Consider the following 23,380-nt stretch of genomic DNA (forward strand, 5'->3'; position numbering starts at 1 on the left):
GGTTACTTTTGGGGCGTTTGCCAAAAGTGACCCGCTGTAAGAGCGGAACCCTAAGCCGCCGTTACCGCAGCAACGGATATGTACACCACACCACAACGCCCCCACCCCCTGTTGGCCCACCTCTTGCTAAAGAATCCCCACAGGTAGCCAACGGCGGTTGCCCCCTCCACGACAAAGACGTCGCACACCCGGTTTGCCCCAGCGAACCCGGTGGCGGCGTTTTTTCGTTTTGGCCCCATAGCCCGGGGCCGATGGGGCGGCCACAGCCGTTCCATCACCAGGCCTTCTCATAAGACCCCTTACCGCTGAGGTGCGTGATGAAATCAAGCTTCTGGAAATCCGGTCACACCCCGACCCTGTTCGCCGCGTTCCTGTATTTCGACCTGAGCTTCATGGTCTGGTACCTGTTGGGCCCATTGGCGGTACAAATCGCCGCCGACCTGCACCTCACCACCCAACAACGCGGCCTGGTGGTCGCCACCCCCATCCTGGCCGGCGCAGTGCTGCGGTTCCTGATGGGCATGCTCGCCGACAAACTCTCCCCCAAGACCGCCGGCCTGATCGGCCAGGTGATTGTCATCGGCGCCTTGTTCGTCGCCTGGAAACTCGGAATCCACAGCTACGAGCAAGCCCTGCTGCTGGGCATGTTCCTCGGCATGGCGGGAGCCTCGTTCGCCGTCGCCCTGCCCCTGGCGTCCCAGTGGTACCCCGCCGAGCACCAGGGCAAGGCCATGGGCATCGCCGGCGCCGGCAACTCCGGGACGGTGTTTGCGGCCCTGCTGGCACCGGTGCTCGCCGCCGCGTTTGGCTGGAGCAATGTGTTCGGCTTCGCACTGATCCCGCTGATCCTGACGCTGATCGTCTTCGCCTGGCTCGCCCGCAACGCCCCGCAACGACCCAAGGCCAAGTCCATGGCCGACTACTTCAAAGCCCTGGGCGACCGCGACAGTTGGTGGTTCATGTTCTTCTACAGTGTGACCTTCGGTGGTTTCATCGGCCTGGCCAGCGCCCTGCCCGGCTATTTCAACGACCAATACGGCCTGAGCCCGGTCACCGCCGGCTACTACACCGCCGCCTGCGTATTCGGCGGCAGCCTGATGCGGCCTTTGGGCGGCGCCCTGGCCGACCGTTTCGGCGGGATTCGCACCCTGCTCGGCATGTACGGCGTGGCAGCGATCTGCATCGCGGCGGTGGGGTTCAACCTGCCAAGCTCCTACGCAGCACTGGCGCTTTTTGTGTGCACCATGCTCGGTTTGGGTGCCGGTAACGGTGCAGTCTTCCAACTGGTGCCCCAACGTTTTCACCGCGAGATTGGTGTGATGACCGGCCTGATCGGTATGGCCGGCGGCATCGGCGGTTTCGCCCTGGCGGCGGGCATGGGCGCGATCAAGCAAAGCACCGGCAGCTATCAGTTGGCGCTGTGGTTGTTCGCCAGCCTGGGCGTGCTGGCCTGGTTCGGCCTGTACGGCGTCAAGCGTCGCTGGAGAACCACCTGGGGCTCGGCTGCGGTGACGGCTGCACGGGTCTGATGAGCCTGCAACTGAGCTTCGCCCAAGCCAGCGCCACCGGCCCACGGCAGGAAAACCAGGACGCCTTGCGCCTGGTCACTCCCGCCCCGGAGCTGGCCGCCAGCAAAGGCTACTTGTGTGCCATCGCCGATGGCGTCAGCCAATGCGCCGATGGCGGACTGGCTGCACGCTCGACCTTGCAAGCGCTGGCCCTGGACTATTACGCCACGCCGCAAACCTGGGGCGTGGCCCAGGCCCTGGAGCGCTTGCTGGTGGCCCAGAATCGCTGGCTGCAAGCCAACGGCGGCGGTCAGCCGTTGCTGACCACCCTCAGCGCCCTGGTGTTTCGCGGCCAGCGTTTCACCCTGGCCCATGTGGGTGATTGCCGGGTGTACCGCTGGCTCGATGGCCAGTTGCAGCGCCTGAGCCAGGAGCATGTGTGGGAGCAACCGGGCATGCAGCACGTGCTCAAGCGCGCCATGGGCCTGGATCAGCATCTGGTGCTGGATTTCCTCGACGGCGAGTTGCGGGCAGGCGAGTATTTCCTGCTGCTCAGCGACGGCGTGTGGGCGACCCTGGATGACAACAACATCAGCGCAATCCTGCGGGAACAGTCGGACCTGGACCTCGCGGTAAACACCCTGGTCAGCGCCGCGCACCTGGCTGGTAGCCAGGACAACGCCAGCGCCCTGCTGGTCCGCGTCGACCAGCTTGGTGCCGCCACCCTCGGCGATGCGCTGGTGCAGTTGCAGCAATGGCCCCTGCCGCCCCCCCTGAAACCCGGCCAGCGCTTCGAAGGCTGGCACGTAGAGTCGCTGTTGGGGCAAAGCCGCCAATCCTTGCTCTATCGGGTGCGCGATGCCCATCAACAGGCGTGGCTGCTGAAGACCTTGCCGCTCAGCCACGACGATGACGTGTTCGCCGCCCAGGCATTGCTGTCAGAGGAATGGTTCCTGCGCCGGGTCGCCGGCCGCGCGTTTCCTGAAGTCCATCCAGCCAGTGGCCGTCAGCATTTGTACTACGCGATGCGTGAATACTCCGGCCAAACCCTGGCCGAACTGTTCAAGCACCAGGGCCCATTGCCCCTGGCGCAGTGGCAAACCCTGGCCGAGCGCCTGTTGCGTGCCGTCGGGCTGCTGCACCGCCGGCAGATCCTGCACCGCGACATCAAGCCGGAAAACCTGCTGCTGGGCGAGGATGGCGAATTACGTGTGCTGGACTTCGGCCTGGCCTACTGCCCCGGGCTCTCGGAGGATCGCGCGCACCTGTTGCCTGGCACGCCAAGCTTTATCGCCCCGGAAGCCTTCAACGGCGAACGCCCTACCCCGCAACAGGACTTGTATAGCGTCGGTGTGACCTTGTATTACCTGCTCACCGGGCATTACCCCTACGGCGAAATCGAAGCTTTCCAGCGTCCCAGGTTCACTACGCTTGTCGGCGCCAGCCGCTACCGCCCCGACCTGCCCGACTGGCTGCAACAGAGCCTGGAGCGCGCAGTCGCCGCGCAACCCGAGCAACGTTATGAAACTGCCGAGGAATGGTTGCTGGTACTGGAGCAGGCGGATCGCCGCGAGTTGAGCACGCGACCAAAACCGCTGCTGGAGCGCGAACCGCTGAAGGTCTGGCAAACGTTGGCCGTGCTGTCGTTGCTGATCAATCTGGTGCTGTTGTACTGGCTGTTGCACCACTAAGAGGCGAAATTTCTTGATACATCACCGCCTCACTTAGCAAAACCGGCCAAAATCCTACTTGGCACAACCGCTGCATTAGCTTTCCCATCAACACACATATAGCCGCACCTTCAACGTCGAAGGTCGGGCTTCCCGAGAGAACGGGACCAGGACAAAGGCGTCCTCGCTACTTACGTAGCGGGGACGCCTTTTTTTGTTGCGCACGATTTGTCGAGCCACTGCGGAGAACGACATGAAGAAACTCAAACTGGTGATGATCGGCAACGGCATGGCCGGGGTTCGCACCCTTGAAGAATTGCTCAAGCTGAGCAGCGACCTGTACGACATCACCGTTTTCGGCGCCGAGCCCCACACCAATTACAACCGCATTTTGCTGTCGCCGGTGCTGGCCGGTGAGCAGACCTTCGAAGAGATCGTGCTCAATGACTTGAGCTGGTACCTCGATAACAACATCAAGCTGTTGCTTAACCGCAAAGTGGTGCAGATCGACCGGGTCAAACGCAAAGTCATCGCCGAAGACGGCAGCGAGGCCGAGTACGATCGCCTGCTGATCGCCACCGGCTCCACGCCGTTTATCCTGCCGATCCCGGGCAATACGTTGCAGGGTGTGATCGGCTACCGCGACATCGCCGACACCCAGGCCATGATCGACACCGCCAAGACCCACAAGCACGCGGTCGTCATCGGCGGCGGCCTGCTGGGCCTGGAGGCCGCCAACGGCCTGATGCTGCGTGGCATGCACGTGACCGTGGTGCATATCGGCGAATGGCTGCTGGAACGGCAACTGGACAAGACCAGCGGCCAGTTGCTGCAAACCGAACTGGAAAGCCGTGGCCTGGTGTTTCGCTTGAAGGAGCAGACCGAGGCGCTGCATGACGCCGGCAACGGCCGCGTCGGCTCGGTGCAATTCAAGAATGGCGATGTGATCCCCGCCGACCTGGTGGTGATGGCTGCGGGCATCCGCCCCAACACCGAACTCGCGGAAAAATCCGGCATCCCGTGCAACCGTGGGATTCTGGTCAACGACACCCTGCAAACCTACGACCCGCGCATCTATGCCATCGGCGAATGCGCCAGCCATCGCGGGATCGCCTATGGCCTGGTGGCGCCGCTGTTCGAACAGGCCAAGGTCTGCGCCAACCACCTCGCCCAGCTGGGTTTCGCGCGTTACCAGGGTTCGGTGACCTCCACCAAATTGAAAGTCACGGGCATCGACCTGTTCTCCGCCGGGGATTTCATGGGTGGCGAAGGCACCGAAACCATCACCCTTTCCGACCCGATTGGCGGCGTCTACAAGAAGCTGGTGATCAAGGACGACATCCTCGTCGGCGCCTGCCTGTACGGCGATACGGCTGACGGCGGCTGGTATTTCCGGCAGATCCGTGAGAACCATGCCATTGGCGAGATCCGCGATCACCTGATGTTCGGTGAAAACGCTTTGGGCGATGTAGGCCACCAAGGCCAGGACAAAGCCATGAGCATGGCCGACACCGCCGAAGTCTGCGGCTGCAACGGCGTGTGCAAGGGCACCATCGTCAAGGCGATTCAGGAACACGGTCTGTTCAGCGTCGACGACGTGAAGAAGCACACCAAGGCTGCCAGTTCCTGCGGTTCCTGCGCCGGGCTGGTGGAACAGATCCTGATCAACACCGTGGGCGGCGCGGCGGACGTCAAACCGAAAAGCGAAAAAGCCATCTGCGGCTGCAGCGACCTCAACCACGGGCAAATCCGCCAGGCCATCCGCGACCAGCACCTGCTGACCATCGCCGGCACCATGAGCTACCTGAACTGGCGCACCCCGAACGGCTGTGCCACCTGCCGCCCGGCACTCAACTACTACCTGATCTCCACTTGGCCCGGCGAGGCAAAAGACGATCCGCAATCGCGCCTGATCAACGAACGCGCCCACGCCAATATTCAGAAAGACGGCACCTACTCGGTAGTCCCAAGGATGTGGGGTGGTGTGACCAATCCGTCGGAACTGCGGCGCATCGCTGATGTGGCCGACAAGTACAACGTGCCGATGGTCAAGGTTACCGGCGGGCAGCGCATCGATTTGCTGGGCATCAAGAAGCAGGACTTGCCCGGCGTGTGGAAAGACCTCGATATGCCATCCGGCCATGCCTACGGCAAATCCATCCGCACCGTGAAGACCTGCGTCGGCAGCGAGTTCTGCCGCTTTGGTACGCAGAACTCGACGCAACTGGGGATTGAGCTGGAACATGACCTGTTCAATATGTGGTCGCCCCACAAGGTCAAGCTGGCAGTGTCCGGCTGCCCGCGCAACTGCTCGGAAGCGGGGATCAAGGACGTGGGAATCATCGGCGTCGATTCCGGCTGGGAGATGTACATCGGCGGTAACGGCGGGATCAAGACCGAGGTCGCCGAGTTCTTCGTCAAGCTGAAAACCGCCGAAGAAGTGCGCGAATACAACGGCGCTTTCCTACAGCTCTACCGGGAAGAAGCCTTCTACCTGGAGCGCACCGTGCACTACCTGCAACGGGTCGGCATGGAGCACATCAAGAAGGCTGTACTGGAAGACCCGGCGCGGCGCCAGGCGTTGAATGAACGCCTGCAATTCTCCCTGTCGTTCGAGCAGGACCCGTGGAAAGAACGCCTGGAACAGCCGCTGCTGAAAAAGGAATTCGACACCATCCCCGTCAAACTGCTGGAGGTGCCGGCATGAACTGGCTGGATATATGCGCCCTCGAAGAAATCAACGCCCTGGGCTCGCGCATCATCAGCGGGCCAAAAGGCGACATCGCGATTTTTCGTACCAGTGACGACGAGGTTTTCGCCCTCGACGACCGCTGCCCGCACAAGGGTGGCCCGCTGTCCCAAGGCTTGATCTACGGCAAGCGCGTGGCCTGCCCGCTGCACAACTGGCAGATCGACCTGGAGTCCGGGGAGGCCCAGGCACCGGACGTCGGCTGCGCCCATCACCACCCGGCCCGTGTGGAAAACGGCCGGGTGATGTTGGCGCTGCGGGACGCCGGTTGATGAACCGCCAGACCACCGCGTCCACCTGCTGCTACTGCGGGGTCGGTTGCGGCGTACTGATCGAGCATGATGGCTCGCAGATCCTCGGCGTCAGTGGCGATCCGAGTCATCCGGCCAACTTCGGAAAATTGTGCAGCAAGGGCTCCAGCCTGCACCTCACCGGAGACCTCGCGGCCCGCGCGTTGTACCCGGAACTGCGGCTGGGCAAAGGCCTGGCCCGCAGCCGCACCGACTGGGATACCGCCCTGGAGCACGCGGCGAACGTGTTTGCCGAAACCATCGCTGAACACGGGCCGGACAGCGTGGCGTTCTATATATCCGGGCAGTTGCTGACCGAGGATTACTACAGCTTCAACAAACTCGCGCGAGCGCTGGTGGGCACCAACAATATCGACAGCAACTCGCGGCTGTGCATGTCTTCGGCGGTGGTCGGCTACAAGCGCAGCCTGGGGGCCGACGCGCCACCGTGCAGCTACGAGGACCTGGAGTCGAGCGACTGCGTGATGATCGTCGGCAGCAATATGGCCTACGCGCATCCGGTGTTGTTCCGACGCCTGGAGGAAGCCAAGGCCCGCCGGCCACAGATGAAAGTGCTGGTAATTGATCCCCGGCGCACCGACACCTGCGACTTGGCGGACCTGCATCTGGCGATTTTGCCGGGTACGGATGTCGCATTGTTCCATGGGATCCTGCACTTGTTGTTGTGGGAAGACTGGATCGACCGCGACTTTATCCAGGCCCATACCGACGGCCTGGTCGAACTCAAACGCCTAGTTCACGACTACACACCGCAAATGGTCACGCAGTTGTGCGGGATCAGTGTCGAGCAACTGCGTCTGTGTGCGGAGTGGGTCGGCACCTCGGCGAGTTTTCTGTCGTTGTGGTGCATGGGGCTCAATCAGTCCACCGCCGGCAGCGCGAAGAACAGCGCCTTGATTAACCTGCATTTGGCGACCGGCACCATCGGCCGCCCTGGCTGCGGACCTTTCTCCCTGACGGGTCAGCCGAATGCCATGGGTGGGCGGGAAACCGGCAGTTTGTCGAATTTACTGCCTGGCCATCGTGAGGCTGCCAACCCCGAACATCGGGCAGAAGTAGCCGCCTATTGGGGGGTCGACCAACTGCCGGCCAGCACCGGGCTGACCGCCATCGAATTGTTTGCACAGATGCAGGCCGGCAAGATCAAGGCCCTGTGGATCGCGTGCACCAACCCCGCCCAATCCCTGCCCGACCAGAACACCGTGCGCCAGGCCCTGGAAGCGTGTCCGTTCGTGGTGCTACAGGAAGCCTTTCGTACAACCGAGACGGCGCGTTACGCCGACCTGTTGCTGCCAGCCGCGAGCTGGGGCGAGAAGGAAGGCACAGTGACCAACTCTGAGCGGCGCATTTCCCACGTTCGCCGAGCCATCGCCCCACCCGGGGAAGCGCGGCCGGACTGGGCAATCACCGTGGATTTTGCCCGACGCCTGGAGCAGCGTCTTTGTCCCGGAAAACCGGGGCTTTTTGCCTTTGAGCAACCGGCACAGATCTTTGATGAATACAAGCTGCTGACCCGTGGGCGGGACCTGGACCTGTCGGGTATCAGCCACGCGCTGCTGGACCGGATAGGCCCGCAGCAATGGCCATTCCCGGCCGATGCGGTGGGCGGAACACCAAGGCTGTACACCGACGGATTTTTCCCTACGGAGACTGGCCGGGCGCACTTTGTCGCCGACCCTTATCGCGCCGCCAAGGAGCAGCGTGACGCGCGCTTCCCACTCACCCTGATCACCGGCCGCCTGCGGGACCAATGGCATGGCATGAGCCGCACCGGCACCGCTGCGCAGCTGTTCGGCCATGTCAGTGAAGCAGTGCTCAGCCTGCACCCGGACGAACTGCGTCGCCATCGCTTGAAGGAAGGGGATCTGGTCAGCCTGAAAAGCCGGCGCGGCAGCGTGATTGTGGCCGTCGGCAGCGATGACAGCGTGCGTCCCGGCCAGGCTTTCCTGCCGATGCACTGGGGCGACCGTTTTCTTAAAGGCGGCGTAAATGCGCTGACCCAGCCGGCATTCGACCCGCTGTCCAAACAGCCGGAACTCAAGCACAGCGGCGTGCGCCTGGAGGCGGTGCGACTGCCCTGGCACTTGTTTGCGCTGATTGAAGGCGATGTGCAGCAACACTTCGAAGCGTTGCGACCGCTGTGTGACGGCTTTGCCTACGTCAGCCTGAGCCTGACCGGACGCGAGCGGCCTGCCCTGCTGATTCGTGCGGCGCATCACGAGGCGCCCGCCCTTGAACTGCTCAAGCAGATCGACCAACTGCTGGGCCTCAACGACGGCCCCGTGATGGCGTACGACGACCCGCGGCGCTCCATTGGCAAGCGGGTAAAGATTGAAAAAGGCCGTATCACCGCGATCCGCCTGGCTGGCGAAACCCTGGCTCGCCACTGGCTGCAAAGCCTGTGGCTGGAAGGTCGCACCGATGAGCAGTTACGCCGCTGGTTGTTGGCACCATTGAGTGCGCCACCGGGGGGCGGCTCGAGCAGCAACAAGACGCTGTGCAACTGCAAGAACGTCAGCGAAAGCGCGGTCTGCGCCGGCATTGCCCGGGGCCTGGACCTGAACGGGCTGAAGCAGGAACTGGGTTGCGGCACGCAATGCGGCTCCTGTGTGCCGGAAATCAAACGGTTATTGGCGAGCGGCAAGCAGCCAATCGCGATCAGAGTGTGAGGCAAGCATATGAGCGCAAAAGTCTGGCTGGTGGGCGCAGGCCCCGGCGATCCGGAACTGCTGACACTCAAGGCGGTGAGAGCCCTGCGGGAAGCCGATGTGGTGCTGATCGATGATCTGGTCAACCCGGCGCTGCTGGAGCATTGCCCCGCTGCACGGCTGATCACCGTGGGCAAACGCGGTGGCTGCCGTTCCACCCCACAGGCGTTTATCCATCGCCTGATGTTGCGTTATGCCCGGCAGGGTAAGTGCGTGGTGCGGCTCAAGGGCGGCGACCCGTGCATTTTTGGTCGCGGCGGCGAAGAGGCGGCGTGGCTCAGGCAGCAAGGGGTGGAAGTGGAGTTGGTCAACGGCATTACGGCAGGGCTGGCCGGGGCAACGAACTGCGATATTTCGCTGACGTTGCGCGGTGTCAGCCGTGGCGTCACGTTGGTCACGGCCCATACCCAGGACGACAGCAGCCTCAATTGGCGGGCCCTGGCAGAGGGCGGCACGACGCTGGTGATCTATATGGGGGTGGCGAAACTGGGGGAAATCCGCCGGCAATTGCTGGAAGGTGGCATGAGCGATGACATGCCGGTGGCGATGATTGAAAACGCTTCACTGCCACAACAGCGCGAATGCCGCAGCAGCCTCGCCCGGATGCAGGATGATGCGCACGAATTCGCGCTCAAGAGCCCGGCTATCCTGGTGATTGGCCGGGTTGCTCAAGCGACGCAGGCGCTTGCGGCCCTGGCCAGCGCCACGGCCTGAGGCAAATTACAGGCGAAAAAAAGCCCGGCCTAAGCCGGGCTTTTTTCTACAACTCAGTAATTACTGAGCTGCTTGTGCTTCTACCGAGGCTTCTACGCGACGGTTGATAGCACGGCCAGCTTCAGTTGCGTTGTCAGCAACTGGGCGGGATTTGCCATAACCAACCGAGCTTACACGGTTAGGAGCAATACCGTCTTTGACCAGGACTTGCTTAACAGCGTCAGCACGACGCTGGGACAGCTTCTGGTTGTAAGCGTCAGGACCGACGGAGTCAGTGTGACCTTCAACAACGGTGGTGGTTTGTGGGTACTGTTTCATGAAGTCAGCGAGGTTTTTCACGTCGCCGTAGCTGTTAGGCTTAACAACCGACTTGTCGAAGTCGAACTTCACGTCCAGCTCAACACGAACAACCTGAGCAACCGGAGCTTCTGGCTCTGGGGTTGGCTCTGGAGCTGGTGCTGGGGTAGGAGCTGGAGCAGTTTTGCCAGCGTTGCCGCCGAAGTTTACGCCCAGGCCAACCAGTGCGGAGTAGTCCCACTTGCCGTTGTCGATAGCGTAGTCAGCTTCAACACCAGCACGTGCGAACAGGTTGTCGGTGAAGTAGTACTTCACACCAGCGCCAGCGATAGCCAGGGTCGATTGATCGCGACCTTTGTGACCATCAGCTTCAACGTTGGTACGGCTCTGGTGGCCGAAACCGCCCTCTACGTATGGACGCAGGGAGTCGACGCCAGCTTGACCGAAGTGGTACTGGGCAGTAACGCTGCCGGTATCACCTTTGATCTTCTGGTTGCCAGTACCGTCGTTCGAACGGGTGTGGTTGGTAGTGTCGTAGTTCAGGTTGATCGACACGTCGTCGGTCAGGAAGTAACCGATGCTGGCGCCAGGATTGAAGCCGTCTTCGATATGTTTGACGCTATCGTTGAACTGCTTTTTGTAAAACAGCTGGCCTTCAACTGCGCCTTGGCCTTGTGCCAGAGCGCCGACAGAAGTGGCAGCAATAAGAGTACCAATGGCCAAGCCCAAGGTGTTTTTCAGTTTCATCCGTTAAATCCCCATCTGGTGATTGTAAAGCAGTCCCACATACCGGGGGACAACTCGGCGACAAGTCTAACAGAACTTGCCTACACGTAAGAGATATTTGCCACGCACTAAGTTTCAGTGCTGCCCGCAAATTTCTCACGTAATTTATCAAGAGCGCGTTTGTAACGCATTTTTGTAGCACTCAAACCCATATGCATGATGTCAGCGATCTCCTGAAACTCCAGCTCTGCGACAAATCGTAGCACCAGAATTTCCCGGTCAATCGGATTCACATGCACCAACCAGCGATCGAGTCCGCCCTTTTCTTCCGGGGTAGGCGCCTTTTCCTCAGACGCTTCCTCAAGGGGGTCCAGACTCAAAGCATCCATCAAGCGACGCTTTCGCCGTTCCTTCCGATACTGCGTGATGCACTCGTTGTACGTGATGCTATAGAGCCATGTCTTGAACTTCGATTTTCCCTCGAAGTTCTTCAGGCCGTATAGCACCTTGAGCATCACTTCCTGACAGACATCATCCGCATCTCTATCGTTCCCTAAATACCTTGAACAAACGTTGAACAGAGTGCGTTGATACCTGCGCATCAATTCTTCGTACGCGCGTGTTACGTGAAACAGCTCCGTGTGCGAGCGCGCGACCAACTCCTCATCAGAGAGCTCACGGGGGTCATAGCGCGTGGACAGCGTTTGGGCTTTATTCAAAACAAGTCGTGCCGACAGTCAGGTCAATGTCCGCCATGGCCTGGATACCCAGGTTTGCGGCGGCGTACATTAGCAGGATTCGCCGGGTTAGCGGCTAGTCACATGCTGTTCCAGCAGGATCCGGTTCGAAAGCGACACCAGTTCGCCATCGTCCGTCAGCACTGTCGTCTTGACCGTGCCGATCTCCTCGATCTGCCCTTCGACCTCGCCCACACGCACTTGTTGCCCAACCTGATATAGCTCACGCACATAGATTCCCGCAAGAATCTGCCCGGCAATTTCCCGGCTTCCCAGTCCCATGGCCAGCGCAACGGCCAGACCAACGGTAATCAAAACAATCACAATCACATGGTTCAGCAGGTCAGTCTTGACCTCCAGCTGGCTGATCGCGACCGAAATACTGATGATAATCACCAGACCCTGGGCAATTCGCCCCAGGCCGCTGGCATAATCCAGACCCACGCCTTCAGCCGCCCCACGCACCAGGCCATTGGCCAGTTGCGCCAGCAAAACCCCTACCAGCAACACCAGCGCGCCACCGAATACTTTCGGCAAATACAGCGCCAGCATGTCGAGCGTAGCTGAAACTCGCTCAAGTCCAAGGGATTCAGCCGCAGAAACCAGAAAAATCAGCAAAACAAACCAATAAACGATCTTGCCGATCAGTGTCGAGATCGGCACTTGCAACCCGGCACGCCCCAAAATCTTGGTCAGGCCGGTGCCACCCATCAATCGATCAAGACCCAGCTTAGCCAGCAATTTGGAAAGCAGGGTGTCAAGCAGCTTGGCCACGACAAAACCCAGCAGTACCACCACCAGTGCACCAAACAGGTTGGGAATGAAATTCGCCACCTTGGTCCACAACGCAGTCATTGCAGTTACCAGACTCTGGGTCCAGAGATCGAGTTCCATATTCATTCAGCCTTATCAGCAGTGCGAGCAAGAGGTTTACGACGGGAAACCGGTGAGACATGGGCCGAACCATTGTTCAAGGCCATCATCAACGCCGGCAACCAGCGGCCAAGCAGACCGAACAGATCCCCCGCCCCGACCTGGCGGTTGGCGGTTTTCAAGACGCGACCCAGGCAAGCATCGTCGTCCCGGTTGGACGGCGAGGCATTGAGCATGTCACGCAAAGACTGTTCGAACGGATCGTGCATAAAAAACCTCTCGCAAGTGATTTAAAAGACGAGGGTAAAATTCTTCGGGTCACATGACCTCTTTCCACGTTCAGGTCACATTCAGCTCAAACCCAACGTAACCGTCGAAACAACCACCATTGCCCGACCGCCACTGTGACCATCATCAGGCAGGCAATCAGGAACCCGTAAGGGCTGGAAGAGAACGGAATTCCGCCTACATTGATGCCCAGCAAACCGGTCAGGAAACTCATCGGCAGGAAGATCCCGGTGATGATCCCGAAGCGGTACATGGTGCGGTTCATGCGCAGGCTCAAACGCCGGTCTTCGGTCTCCAGCACAAGCCCCACGCGCTCCCGGGCCAGCTCAAGCTCTTCCAGGTAGCGGGTCAGGCTGTTGTTCAATTCGTTCCAGTAGTCAGCATCGTCGTCACAGAACCAGGGCAATTTGATCCGGGTCAACTGCGCGAAAATATCCCGCTGCGGCGACAGGAAACGTTTAAGCCCGGCGGCGCGCCGACGGATCTGCAAAACGCTGCCATGCTCCGGAGTATACCGTTCGTCGGCATCCAGTTTTTCTTCTTCGATATCGACGATTTCGGACAAGTCGCTGACCAGATCCTGAACCTTGTTGGTCAGGTACTGCGCCATATACAGGACCAGTTCCGAGGAAGTCTTCGGCCCCTTGCCGTCCGCCAGTTGCACCAGCAACTCGTCGGTGGCGCGCAATGGGCGCAAACGCAGGGAAATCACCCGCGCTGCCGAGGCAAAGATCCGCACCGAGACCATGTCTTCCGGTTCGGCGCCGGGATTGAGGTTGACCCCGCGCAAAAACAGCAGCAGTTCGGCATCCGGCAGCGGCAACAGGCGTGGGCGAGTGTTCTCCTCCAGCAGCAGGTCACAGGCGAATTCGCTGAGGCCGCTGGATTTGCGCAACCAGGTCTGGGTCTGGGGATGGCTACGGTCCCAATGCAGCCACAGGCTTTCCTGAGGCTGCAGTTGCAGCTCATCAAGCTCTATCCGGGCAATCGAACGCGCACCACCTTTACCGTCCAGCACCAGGGCATGCACCAGGCCCCACTGCGCGTTTTCTTCCTCGAACATCCTCACCCCTGTCGGCTACTGCTGTTTATTCAGGCATCTTCAGCGGGCTAGGGGAGACGATCACACCGTTATTGTCGGCGTACACGTACTCGCCCGGGCGGAAGGTCACGCCGGCGAATGTCACCGCCACGTTCAAATCGCCAATACCGCGCTTGTCAGTCTTCATCGGGTGGCTGGCCAGGGCCTGCACGCCCAGGTCGGTCTGGGCGATCACGTCGACATCGCGGATGCAGCCGTAGATCACCAGCCCTTCCCAGCCGTTTTTCGCGGCTTTCTCGGCGATCATGTCGCCCAGCAACGCGCGGCGCAGGGAACCCCCACCATCGACCACCAGCACCTTGCCGGCCCCATTGAGCTCGGCTTGTTCCTTGACCAGGGAATTGTCTTCAAAGCACTTGATGGTCACGATCTCGCCACCAAAGGAGTCCCGGCCGCCGAAATTGCTGAACATCGGCTCAACCACCTGCACCAGCTCCGGATAGGCGTCACACAGGTCGGGGGTAAGGTAATGGTTCATCGAGAAACTCCTGTAGGTGAAAGAAGGTGTCAAACATCCCACTGTTTACTTACATCTGGAAACGCTTTGCCGTGAAGGTTCTTTAATCCGGGCCGAATAGTCAGGCCCATCGGATAGCAACGCAAGACCCACTGCGCGACTGAATATGACCAGAACCACCCAACGCGTCATATCTTAGCCTCTACGGCAAACAAGCGAAACGCCCCTGATAGAGCCTCGCGCTCAAACCGCTGCCAGTTCCTGCGCCTGCGCCCCCAGCAAAGGTGTAAGCGGATTTTTCAACCAGCGCGTCACCAGCGGCCACACTTCAGCCTGGGCGGCCTTGCTGACGAGCATCTCGACATGCCCGAAATCCCCGCTGAACCCTTGCTGGCGCCCCAGGCACAGGTATTGGCGATGCCAGGAGCCGACCTGCTCAAAGAGCTTGCGACAGGCCCAGTCCGGGTCCTGGTGATCGCCGGCGGCGCTCACCGCCAACAGCGGCACGTCAACCTCGGCCAGGCCTTTCCACCAATCCTGCTTACCTTCGCCAAAGCGGCCGAACAGCCCATTCCAGCGCATGGCTTCAATCAATACACCCGCCGGCTCGTCCTCCGGGCCGCGTTTCCACCGAGCGCCGGACAATTGGCCGAAACGTTTCAAGAGCAGGCGACCGGTCCACTCCACCGGTGGCAACTTCAACGGCCAATGCGTGCGACTGACTTGGCAGCCAAACAGCGCCACCGAGGCCACTGCCGGCGCGCCAAGGTGCTGCCCACCCAAGGCCGCAGCCAGGGTTGTGCCACCCAGGGAATGCCCGATCCAGTGGGGAATCTGCCCGCTTTGCTCACGCACGAAGGCGGCAATGGCCGGCAAGTCGTAGCGAGCATAGTCGGCGACACGATTCCTGGCGTAGTCCTGATTGCGCCGGGACAGCCCGTGACCGCGCATTTCCGGGATCCAGACGTCAAACCCTTCGCGCGCCAGGTAGGCGCCCAGGCCGATCCCCTTGGGCGAGTACCAGAAGCGGCGGTTGGAAAAACTGCCATGCAACAAAACCACCGGCACGCCCCGGTTTTCCGGGACGTCAGCCAGGCCCAGGCGGGTCACGGCCAGCTCGACGGTACCGTCAGGGCTGTTGCCGGGTTTCAGCCGATACACATCTTCACTCAGGTCGCCACGACGCTCAGCGCTGATCAAGGCGACGGGAAACAGGTTGCTGCTGCTTTGCATAATGCTCTTGCACAAAAAAGGGCGGCGTCCGGAAGGAGTTCCGCCCTGTACAGAATGAGAAATGCCGGCCAACCGCAAGGTTGACCGGCACTTTTGGGTGTTGCGTGTTACGCCTGGGCTTGACCTTCAGCCAGGAAGAACCAGGTTTCCAGTACGGAATCGGGGTTCAGCGAGACGCTTTCGATGCCCTGCTCCATCAGCCACTTGGCCAGGTCCGGGTGATCGGAAGGGCCTTGGCCACAGATCCCGATGTACTTGCCGGCCTTGTTGCACGCCTGGATGGCGTTGGCCAGCAGCTTCTTGACCGCAGGGTTACGCTCGTCGAACAGGTGGGCGATGATCCCGGAGTCGCGGTCCAGGCCCAGGGTCAGCTGGGTCAGGTCGTTGGAACCGATGGAGAAGCCGTCGAAGAACTCCAGGAATTCTTCAGCCAGGATGGCATTGGATGGCAGCTCGCACATCATGATGACGCGCAGGCCGTTCTCGCCACGGGACAGGCCGTTTTCAGCCAGCAGGTCCACCACCTGGCTCGCTTCACCCAGGGTGCGCACGAACGGCACCATGATTTCGACGTTGGTCAGGCCCATCTCGTTGCGCACGCGCTTGAGGGCACGGCATTCCAGCTCGAAGCAGTCGCGGAAGGCTTCGCTGATGTAGCGCGAGGCGCCACGGAAGCCCAGCATCGGGTTTTCTTCTTCCGGCTCGTAAAGCTTGCCGCCGATCAGGTTGGCGTACTCGTTGGACTTGAAGTCCGACAGGCGCACGATGACCTTTTTCGGGTAGAACGCCGCTGCCAGGGTGCTGATGCCTTCCACCAGCTTCTCGACGTAGAAGCCCACCGGGTCGTTGTAGCCGGCGATGCGCTTGTCGACGCTTTCCTTGATGTCCGGCGGCAGGCCGTCGTAGTTCAGCAGGGCCTTGGGGTGCACACCGATCATGCGGTTGATGATGAACTCCAGGCGGGCCAGGCCCACACCGGCGTTCGGCAATTGCGCGAAATCGAAGGCGCGGTCCGGGTTGCCGACGTTCATCATGATCTTGAACGGCAGGTCGGGCATGGCGTCGATGGAGTTTTGCTTGATATCGAAGCCCAGCTCACCTTCGAAGATGAAGCCGGTGTCGCCTTCAGCGCAGGACACGGTCACGCCCTGGCCGTCTTTCAACAGTTGGGTGGCGTTACCGCAACCGACCACTGCCGGAATCCCCAGCTCGCGGGCGATGATCGCCGCGTGGCAGGTACGCCCGCCACGGTTGGTGACGATGGCGCTGGCGCGCTTCATCACCGGTTCCCAGTCCGGGTCGGTCATGTCGGAGACCAGCACGTCGCCTGGCTGGACCTTGTCCATCTCGGACACGTCCTTGATGATCCGCACCTTGCCGGCGCCGATGCGCTGGCCGATGGCACGGCCCTCCACCAGCACGGTGCCGGTTTCTTTCAACAGGTAGCGTTCCATGACGTTGGCCGAGGTGCGGCTCTTCACGGTCTCAGGGCGGGCCTGGACGATGTACAGCTTGCCGTCGTCGCCGTCCTTGGCCCATTCGATGTCCATCGGGCACTTGTAGTGCTTCTCGATGATCATCGCTTGTTTGGCCAGTTCGCTGACTTCGGCGTCGGTCAGGCAGAAACGCGCGCGTTCGGCCTTGTCGACATCAACGGTTTTCACCGAGCGACCGGCCTTGGCCTCGTCGCCGTAGATCATCTTGATCGCCTTGCTGCCCAGGTTGCGGCGCAGGATGGCCGGGCGGCCGGCTTCAAGGGTGTGTTTGTGGACGTAGAATTCGTCCGGGTTCACCGCGCCTTGTACGACGGTTTCGCCGAGGCCGTAGGCGCCGGTGATGAACACCACGTCGCGGAAGCCCGATTCGGTGTCCAGGGTGAACATCACGCCGGCGGTGCCGGTTTCCGAACGCACCATGCGCTGCACACCGGCAGACAGGGCCACCAGCTTGTGGTCGAAACCCTGGTGTACGCGGTAGGAAATAGCACGGTCGTTAAAGAGGGAGGCAAACACTTCCTTGGCTGCGCGGATCACGTTTTCCACGCCGCGGATGTTCAGGAAGGTTTCTTGCTGGCCGGCAAAGGAGGCGTCCGGCAGGTCTTCGGCGGTGGCCGAGGAGCGCACGGCGACAGCCATGTCGGGGTTACCGGCCGACAGCGTGGCAAACGCGGTGCGGATCTCGGCGTTGAGCTTCTCGGGGAACTCGGCTTCCATGATCCATTGACGGATCTGGGCGCCAGTCTTGGCCAGGGCGTTGACGTCATCGACGTCCAGCGCATCGAGGGCGGCATGGATCTGATCGTTGAGGCCGCTCAACTCGAGGAAATCACGGTAAGCCTGGGCGGTGGTGGCAAAACCACCTGGCACCGATACACCGGCGCCCGCAAGATTACTGATCATCTCGCCCAGGGATGCGTTCTTGCCCCCTACGTGCTCTACATCATGGACGCCGAGCTTATCGAGGGAAACTACGTACTCTACCAAGGTGATCTCTCCACTTTCTGTGTTGGAAAAGCTCAGGACGCCGGCGGCTCAGTAGGAGCGGTTACCGGCGTTTGTGGCCTGGACCTGGAAAATAAGTGAGAATGCGGCCCACTGCGGGACGGCAAAATCGCGCCTATCATATCCAAGATTCGTCATCAGCTTAAGGCCCAAGGCTCAAATGAAACGATCTGCTTTCTTTATCTCCGACGGCACCGGCATTACAGCCGAAACCCTGGGTCAAAGCCTGCTGGCGCAGTTCGAAAACATTACCTTCAGCAAATTCACGCGACCCTATATCGATAGCGTGGATAAAGCGCGAGCCATGGTACAACAAATCAATCTGGCGGCCGAAAAAGACGGATTTCGTCCGATCATTTTCGACACCATCGTCAATCAGGACATTCGTGAGATCCTCGCCACCTCCAATGGTTTCATGATCGACATCTTCTCTACCTTCCTGGCGCCGCTGGAACAAGAGTTAAGTGAACATTCGTCATACTCTGTCGGAAAATCTCACTCCATTGGCCATAACTCCAACTATATGGAGCGGATCGAGGCGGTGAACTTCGCCCTCGACAACGACGACGGCGCCCGCACCCACTACTACGACAAGGCTGATTTGATCCTGGTGGGCGTGTCCCGCTGCGGCAAGACGCCGACCTGCCTTTATATGGCCATGCAGTTCGGGATTCGCGCGGCCAACTACCCGCTGACCGAAGACGACATGGAGCACCTGACGCTGCCGAGCGCCCTGCGCGCGCACCAGCACAAGCTGTTCGGGCTGACCATCGACCCGGACCGCCTGACGGCGATTCGCAACGAGCGCAAGCCCAATAGCCGTTACTCCAGCTATGCGCAGTGCGAATTTGAAGTGCGGGAGGTGGAAAATCTGTTCCGCCGGGAAAATATTGCGCACATCAATTCCACGCATTTTTCGGTGGAAGAGATTTCGGCGAAGATTCTGGTGGAGAAAGGGGTGGAGCGGCGGTTCAAGTAACTCCGCGCCCTGGCCAAGGTGCTTGTGTGGCGAGGGAGCCTCTGTGGCGAGGCAGCTTGCTCCCGCTCGACTGCGCAGCAGTCGCAAACCAGACGACTGGTATTTAGTGAATGGCTTTGGGGCTGCTTCGCAGCCCAGCGGGAGCAAGCTCCCTCGCCACAGGGGTCATGTTCACAACAAGCTGTTGGGTTCACAGGTGAAACCGCCCCCCGCCCTGCCCCAGCGCCGTCGCCAGCGCATCGAACCCATCCAGCAGCAACTGATCATCCCCCGACGTATTGCAGATGCTCGCCCGAATGAATTGCGGCACCGCCGTCTGCCCCACGGCAAACGCTTCGGCTGTCGCGATCAGGTAATTGTTCTGCTTTAACTCCGCCTCGATTTCCGACGCGCGCCATGGCTCCGGGACTTCGATCCAGAAGTGCGGGCTGTTCAGGTGAGTGCGGTACTCCAGCCCGATCAACAAACCTTCCACCAGTGCCTTGCGGCGGCTGATTTCCTGGATCTGCTGGTGCAACAGGTGTTCCGCCGTGCCGTTTTCGATCCACTGGGTCGCCAGTTCCAGGGTGACCGGCGTGGCCATCCAGCAGGTGGAACGCAAGGCCGCAGAAATCCGGCTGACCAGCGCCGGCGGTGCATGCACGTACCCAACTCGCAAGCCTGCCGATACCGCCTTGCTCAGGCTGCTGATCAGAATCGTACGCTCCGGGGCAAAATGACTCAGGGGCGGCGGACGGTCTTCCACCAGCACACCGTGGGCCTCATCCTCGAGAATCAGCAGGTTGTGTTCCCGACAGACCTTCACCAATGCCTCACGGCGCGGGACCGACAGCACCGCCGTCGTAGGATTCTGGATGGTCGGCGTGCAGTACAGCGCCGACACCCGGTGATTGCGGCAGACTTCATCCAGCGCCCCCGGCAGCAGCCCTTCTTCATCCATTTCCAGGCCGATCAGGCGGATGCCCAGCATGCGCGCGGCGGTGATCAACCCCGGATAGGTCAACTGTTCGGTCACCACCGTATCGCCGGCTCGCAACAGCGCCATCATTGCGCAGAGCAACCCATGTTGGCCGCCGTTCACGCAAATCACCTGCTCGGGAATCGGGTGGAAATCCCGCTGCACCAGCCACTGCGCACCCGCCGCCCGGTAACGCGGCAGCCCGGCATCCGGGGTGTAGGCACTGATGTCCTGCAAGAACTTGGCGTTGTTCGCCAGCGTCTGGAAGCTCTGGGCCAGAAACGTGGTCTCCTGCCCGGGGATGTGCATGTTGCGGCTCATATCAAAGTATTGTCGCGGCTCGTCGCTGAAGTTGCGAAAGCCTTCATCCCGCTGGCGCTCCATCCCACGCTTGCGTACGAAAGTGCCGTCGCCGACCCGCGCCACTACCAGCCCCAGGCGTTCCAGCTCGCCGTAGGCGCGGCTGATGGTGCCAATGGTGACCCCCAGATTGTCGGAAAGCACCCGATGAGGCGGCAGTTTTCTTCCCGGTTCAATCAAGCCTTCAAGGATGCCTCGCTCCATGACATCGGACAGGCGCTTGTACTTCACGCCCTGCCCGTTGGAGAGTCCTTCTCGCATAATTGACACCATGTCAATATTTGTTTTGACAGCCATCATTCGCCCTAATAGTGTGCTTTTACGGGTTCAATCACCGAATCATGGCACTCAATATAGAGGTCAATTCGGTCTCATGGAAGCAATGTCACGATGCCAATGTCCGCCGTTCTCGAAAATGCTGAAAAAACAAAAACTCACAAGCAGTGGTTGGCCGGGCTGATTACCAGTGTGATGTTCCTGATCGTGTGTCTCAGCTGGGGCACTACCTGGCTGGGCATCAAGATCGCTGTGGAAAGCGTGCCACCGCTGACCTCCGCCGGGCTGCGGTTCCTGATCGCGTTTCCGCTGTTCCTGTGTTTCGCCTGGGTGCGCCGCGAGCCGATCCTGTTTCCCCGGGAAAGCCGCTGGTTCTTCGTGTTTGTGACGCTGTCCTACTTCAGCGTTCCGTATTACCTGCTCAACTACGGCGAAATGCATGTCTCGTCCGGCCTCACCGCGCTGCTGTTCAGCTGCATGCCGGTGTTTATCCTGATTTTCTCCGCGCTGTTCCTGCGCGAGCGCATCTACTTTTCCCAGGTGATCGGCATCGCCATCGGGTTCGGCAGCCTGTACATGATCATCAAGAGCCAGGGCCTGCACCTGGACCACGCCGAGTTCTTCGGCGTGCTGGCGATCCTGGCTGCGGCGATCATGCATGCCTTGTGCTACGTGATTACCAAGAAACAAGGCAGTGCCATCAGCGTGATCACCTACAACACCCTGCCCATCGGCATCGCCGGGTTGATGCTGTTTGTCGCCGGGCTGTGGTTTGAAACCCCGACCTTTGAAGACATCACCCTGCGGTCCTGGAGTGCGCTGTTCTACCTCGGGCTGGTGGCCTCGGTGGGCGGTTTTATCGTGTATTTCATGCTGCTAAAGCGCCTGAGCCCGATCATTTTGTCCTTCGTGTTCATCATCTTCCCGGTGTTCGCGGTGATCATCGGGGCCTGGTACGAGGGCGTGCAGATTTCCAGGGACCTGATGATGTATTCGGCGATCCTGCTGGCCGGCTTTGCCATCACCAAGCTGCCCATCGAAAAGCTCCTGGCGAAGAAAAACTGAGATGAAGGTCCTGAGCCCAAGCGCACTGGAGCAGATCTACGCCCACGCCGACCGCAGCTACCCCGAGGAATGCTGCGGTTTCGTTTTCGCCGATGGCAGCGTGTACCTGGGCAGCAACATCCAGAACGAGCTGCACAGCAAGAACCCGGATATGTATTCGCGCAGCGCCGCCAACGGCTACACCTTTTCGGTGGCCGACACGCTGATGATGAACAAGGCGTTTCGCAGTGATAACCCGGTGGTGGTGATCTACCACTCCCACCCTGACGTCGGCGCGTATTTCAGCGACGAAGACCAGGACAAGGCCCTCTTCATGGGCGAGCCGATCTACCCCGTAAGTTACCTGGTGGTGGATGTTCGCCAGGGCAAGACCCAAGGTTCCAAGCTGTTTGCCTGGGATGGCAAACATTTCGCCCAAAACCCCTTCAACGACCTGCAAACGGAGTTGTGCATGAACGCTGTCTCTTTCCCCGACATCCTGGTCCGCGTGGCCAAGCTGCCAGCATCGACCCTCGAGGGTGCCGGATCGACATTGCGCGAAGTCATTGAAAACCTCTGCATCGAGCACCCGCAATTGCGGGCGCACCTGCTCTACGAGAACAACCAGCTCAAGGAACACTTCCTGTTCACCGCCGAAGAGGAACTGATCGACGCCAACGACCGGTTGCCCGAAAAAGCCAAAATCGAAGTGCTGCTGGCCACCTCCGGCGGCATGGACGTCGACCAACTGAGCAACGAAGAAGTGCAGCGCTACGTGCGCCACATCACCCTGCCCGGCGTCGGCCGCGAAGGCCAGTTGAACCTGAAGAAAGCCCGCGTGCTGATCATCGGCACCGGCGGCCTCGGTTCGCCCATCAGCCTGTACCTGGCGGCAGCCGGCATCGGCACCCTGGGGCTGGTGGATTTCGACGTGGTGGAAAGCAGCAACCTGCAACGCCAGATCGTCCACGGCAACAGCACCCTGGGCCTGCCCAAGGTCGAGTCCGCCAAGCAGCGCTTGCAGGACCTCAACAGCCACATCCAGATCAACACCTACGACACCGCCTTCAACACCGACAACGCCCTGGAACTGGTGGGCGCCTATGACCTGGTGATCGACGGCACCGACAATTTCGAAACCCGCTACCTGGTCAACGACGCCTGCGTGCAGTTGGGCAAGCCGTTGGTGTACGGCGCCATCTACCGCTTCGACGGGCAGATCAGCGTGCTCAACTATAAAGGCGGGCCGTGCTATCGCTGCCTGTTTCCCCAGGCACCACCGGCGGAACTGGCGCCCAACTGCAGCGCCGGCGGGGTCATCGGCGTATTACCCGGGGTGGTCGGGATGATCCAGGCCACCGAGGCGATCAAGCTGCTGATCGGCATTGGCGAACCACTCTCGGGCCGGCTGATGCGCTTTGATGCGCTGGCGATGAAGTTCAGCGAGATCCGCTTCAAGCGCCGCGCCGACTGCCCTTGCTGCTCGGAACTGCGCCACAGCCAAACCATCGCCCCCGCCGTCTGCGCCGACGCCCTGCCAAGCCAACCTTCCCTGGCTGAAGAGCGCTACATCAAGCCGCGGGTGCTCAAGCAACTGCTCGAGCAACACAGCAAGGCCGACGTACTGCTGGATGTGCGGGACGCCAGCGAGCTGGAAGTGTGCAAGTTGCCGGGGGTGGTGCACATCCCGCTGGCCGAGCTCGACGGGCAACTCGCCAACCTCAGCCGCGACAACACGCACTACCTCATCTGCTACGCCGGGACCCGCGCGGAGCAAGCCGCCAGCACCTTGCTGGCCGCCGGATTCGCCAACACCAAAGTACTGCAAGGTGGCATGAAACACTGGGTTCGCGACGTCGAACCCGACATGCCTTTGTACTGATCAGCGG

At 60.6% G+C, this 23,380-nt stretch carries 18 protein-coding genes; 9 read left to right on the forward strand and 9 right to left on the reverse strand.

Features of this window, described 5'->3' with window-relative positions; translation table 11 throughout:
* The first annotated feature begins 317 nt into the window (after window positions 1-317).
* From ACW9I6_RS15625 to cobA, 6 genes are all read left to right on the forward strand, one after another.
* Window positions 318-1,529 (forward strand): nitrate/nitrite transporter, encoded by a 1,212-nt coding sequence (locus tag ACW9I6_RS15625; RefSeq protein ID WP_003215029.1) that lies wholly within the window; start codon window positions 318-320, stop codon window positions 1,527-1,529.
* A complete protein-coding gene (locus tag ACW9I6_RS15630; RefSeq protein ID WP_457339515.1) occupies window positions 1,529-3,199 on the forward strand; it encodes a protein kinase domain-containing protein in 1,671 nt (556 codons plus the stop codon). The genes ACW9I6_RS15625 and ACW9I6_RS15630 overlap by 1 nt, the downstream gene beginning before the upstream one ends.
* Window positions 3,200-3,431: 232 nt before the next feature.
* Entirely contained in the window at window positions 3,432-5,885 is a 2,454-nt protein-coding gene (gene nirB / locus ACW9I6_RS15635) for a nitrite reductase large subunit NirB (protein WP_003215025.1), read from the forward strand.
* The gene (nirD, locus tag ACW9I6_RS15640; RefSeq protein WP_003215022.1) at window positions 5,882-6,199 is read left to right on the forward strand and encodes a nitrite reductase small subunit NirD; all 318 of its coding nucleotides are present in this window, start codon (window positions 5,882-5,884) and stop codon (window positions 6,197-6,199) included. Before nirB ends, nirD begins: the two co-directional genes overlap by 4 nt.
* Window positions 6,199-8,907 carry a nitrate reductase gene (locus ACW9I6_RS15645; RefSeq protein ID WP_457339516.1) on the forward strand — a complete coding sequence of 903 codons (2,709 nt, stop codon included), beginning with the start codon at window positions 6,199-6,201 and terminating at the stop codon, window positions 8,905-8,907. Before nirD ends, ACW9I6_RS15645 begins: the two co-directional genes overlap by 1 nt.
* Window positions 8,908-8,916: 9 nt before the next feature.
* Window positions 8,917-9,660: a uroporphyrinogen-III C-methyltransferase gene (gene cobA / locus ACW9I6_RS15650; RefSeq protein ID WP_003215019.1), complete on the forward strand. Its 744-nt coding sequence runs from the start codon at window positions 8,917-8,919 to the stop codon at window positions 9,658-9,660.
* A 60-nt stretch (window positions 9,661-9,720) separates the two neighbouring features.
* Here cobA and ACW9I6_RS15655 read toward each other — a convergent pair whose 3' ends face one another.
* The 8 genes from ACW9I6_RS15655 to ppsA all read right to left on the reverse strand — a co-directional run bounded on the left by ACW9I6_RS15655 (window position 9,721) and on the right by ppsA (window position 17,856).
* Window positions 9,721-10,704, reverse strand: a complete 984-nt coding sequence (locus ACW9I6_RS15655; protein ID WP_003215016.1) for an OmpA family protein — start codon at window positions 10,702-10,704, stop codon at window positions 9,721-9,723.
* A gap of 107 nt (window positions 10,705-10,811) precedes the next feature.
* Entirely contained in the window at window positions 10,812-11,402 is a 591-nt protein-coding gene (gene sigX, locus ACW9I6_RS15660) for an RNA polymerase sigma factor SigX (RefSeq protein ID WP_003215014.1), read from the reverse strand.
* 87 nt (window positions 11,403-11,489) lie between these two features.
* On the reverse strand, window positions 11,490-12,314 hold the full coding sequence (locus ACW9I6_RS15665; protein WP_008432650.1) for a mechanosensitive ion channel family protein: 825 nt from the start codon (window positions 12,312-12,314) through the stop codon (window positions 11,490-11,492).
* Between the two features lie 2 nt (window positions 12,315-12,316).
* Window positions 12,317-12,562 carry a hypothetical protein gene (locus ACW9I6_RS15670; RefSeq protein WP_003215011.1) on the reverse strand — a complete coding sequence of 82 codons (246 nt, stop codon included), beginning with the start codon at window positions 12,560-12,562 and terminating at the stop codon, window positions 12,317-12,319.
* An 86-nt stretch (window positions 12,563-12,648) separates the two neighbouring features.
* On the reverse strand, window positions 12,649-13,644 hold the full coding sequence (locus ACW9I6_RS15675; protein ID WP_457339517.1) for a zinc transporter ZntB: 996 nt from the start codon (window positions 13,642-13,644) through the stop codon (window positions 12,649-12,651).
* Window positions 13,645-13,669: 25 nt separating this feature from the next.
* The gene (gene rraA, locus ACW9I6_RS15680) at window positions 13,670-14,161 is read right to left on the reverse strand and encodes a ribonuclease E activity regulator RraA (RefSeq protein ID WP_003215007.1); all 492 of its coding nucleotides are present in this window, start codon (window positions 14,159-14,161) and stop codon (window positions 13,670-13,672) included.
* Window positions 14,162-14,383: 222 nt separating this feature from the next.
* Entirely contained in the window at window positions 14,384-15,373 is a 990-nt protein-coding gene (locus tag ACW9I6_RS15685; RefSeq protein ID WP_457339518.1) for an alpha/beta fold hydrolase, read from the reverse strand.
* Window positions 15,374-15,480: 107 nt separating this feature from the next.
* Entirely contained in the window at window positions 15,481-17,856 is a 2,376-nt protein-coding gene (ppsA, locus tag ACW9I6_RS15690; protein WP_003215003.1) for a phosphoenolpyruvate synthase, read from the reverse strand.
* A gap of 178 nt (window positions 17,857-18,034) precedes the next feature.
* Here ppsA and ppsR point away from each other — a divergent pair, with 178 nt between their 5' ends.
* Complete coding sequence (gene ppsR / locus ACW9I6_RS15695) at window positions 18,035-18,853, forward strand: posphoenolpyruvate synthetase regulatory kinase/phosphorylase PpsR (protein ID WP_003215001.1); 819 nt, start codon at window positions 18,035-18,037, stop codon at window positions 18,851-18,853.
* Window positions 18,854-19,043: 190 nt separating this feature from the next.
* On the opposite strand, the gene ACW9I6_RS15700 is transcribed toward ppsR, so the two are convergent.
* On the reverse strand, window positions 19,044-20,468 hold the full coding sequence (locus tag ACW9I6_RS15700) for an aminotransferase-like domain-containing protein (protein ID WP_102370226.1): 1,425 nt from the start codon (window positions 20,466-20,468) through the stop codon (window positions 19,044-19,046).
* Between the two features lie 150 nt (window positions 20,469-20,618).
* Between ACW9I6_RS15700 and ACW9I6_RS15705 the strand changes: the two genes are divergently transcribed.
* Together ACW9I6_RS15705 and moeB are read left to right on the forward strand one after the other, a co-directional pair.
* Entirely contained in the window at window positions 20,619-21,512 is an 894-nt protein-coding gene (locus ACW9I6_RS15705) for a DMT family transporter (RefSeq protein WP_166742189.1), read from the forward strand.
* 1 nt (window position 21,513) lies between these two features.
* Window positions 21,514-23,373, forward strand: coding sequence for a molybdopterin-synthase adenylyltransferase MoeB (gene moeB, locus ACW9I6_RS15710; RefSeq protein WP_457339519.1), 1,860 nt, complete (start codon window positions 21,514-21,516; stop codon window positions 23,371-23,373).
* The last annotated feature ends 7 nt before the right edge of the window (window positions 23,374-23,380 follow it).

The sequence above is a fragment of the Pseudomonas sp. SDO5522_S412 genome, from assembly GCF_054071215.1.

Bases quoted from the DNA above. Each gene is read 5' to 3' on its own strand.
- ACW9I6_RS15625 (WP_003215029.1), top strand. From the start codon at position 318: ATGAAATCAAGCTTCTGGAAATCCGGTCACACCCCGACCCTGTTCGCC.
- ACW9I6_RS15630 (WP_457339515.1), top strand. From the start codon at position 1,529: ATGAGCCTGCAACTGAGCTTCGCCCAAGCCAGCGCCACCGGCCCACGG.
- nirB (WP_003215025.1), top strand. From the start codon at position 3,432: ATGAAGAAACTCAAACTGGTGATGATCGGCAACGGCATGGCCGGGGTT.
- nirD (WP_003215022.1), top strand. From the start codon at position 5,882: ATGAACTGGCTGGATATATGCGCCCTCGAAGAAATCAACGCCCTGGGC.
- ACW9I6_RS15645 (WP_457339516.1), top strand. From the start codon at position 6,199: ATGAACCGCCAGACCACCGCGTCCACCTGCTGCTACTGCGGGGTCGGT.
- cobA (WP_003215019.1), top strand. From the start codon at position 8,917: ATGAGCGCAAAAGTCTGGCTGGTGGGCGCAGGCCCCGGCGATCCGGAA.
- ACW9I6_RS15655 (WP_003215016.1), bottom strand. From the start codon at position 10,704: ATGAAACTGAAAAACACCTTGGGCTTGGCCATTGGTACTCTTATTGCT.
- ACW9I6_RS15665 (WP_008432650.1), bottom strand. From the start codon at position 12,314: ATGGAACTCGATCTCTGGACCCAGAGTCTGGTAACTGCAATGACTGCG.
- ACW9I6_RS15670 (WP_003215011.1), bottom strand. From the start codon at position 12,562: ATGCACGATCCGTTCGAACAGTCTTTGCGTGACATGCTCAATGCCTCG.
- ACW9I6_RS15675 (WP_457339517.1), bottom strand. From the start codon at position 13,644: ATGTTCGAGGAAGAAAACGCGCAGTGGGGCCTGGTGCATGCCCTGGTG.
- rraA (WP_003215007.1), bottom strand. From the start codon at position 14,161: ATGAACCATTACCTTACCCCCGACCTGTGTGACGCCTATCCGGAGCTG.
- ACW9I6_RS15685 (WP_457339518.1), bottom strand. From the start codon at position 15,373: ATGCAAAGCAGCAGCAACCTGTTTCCCGTCGCCTTGATCAGCGCTGAG.
- ppsR (WP_003215001.1), top strand. From the start codon at position 18,035: ATGAAACGATCTGCTTTCTTTATCTCCGACGGCACCGGCATTACAGCC.
- ACW9I6_RS15700 (WP_102370226.1), bottom strand. From the start codon at position 20,468: ATGGCTGTCAAAACAAATATTGACATGGTGTCAATTATGCGAGAAGGA.
- moeB (WP_457339519.1), top strand. From the start codon at position 21,514: ATGAAGGTCCTGAGCCCAAGCGCACTGGAGCAGATCTACGCCCACGCC.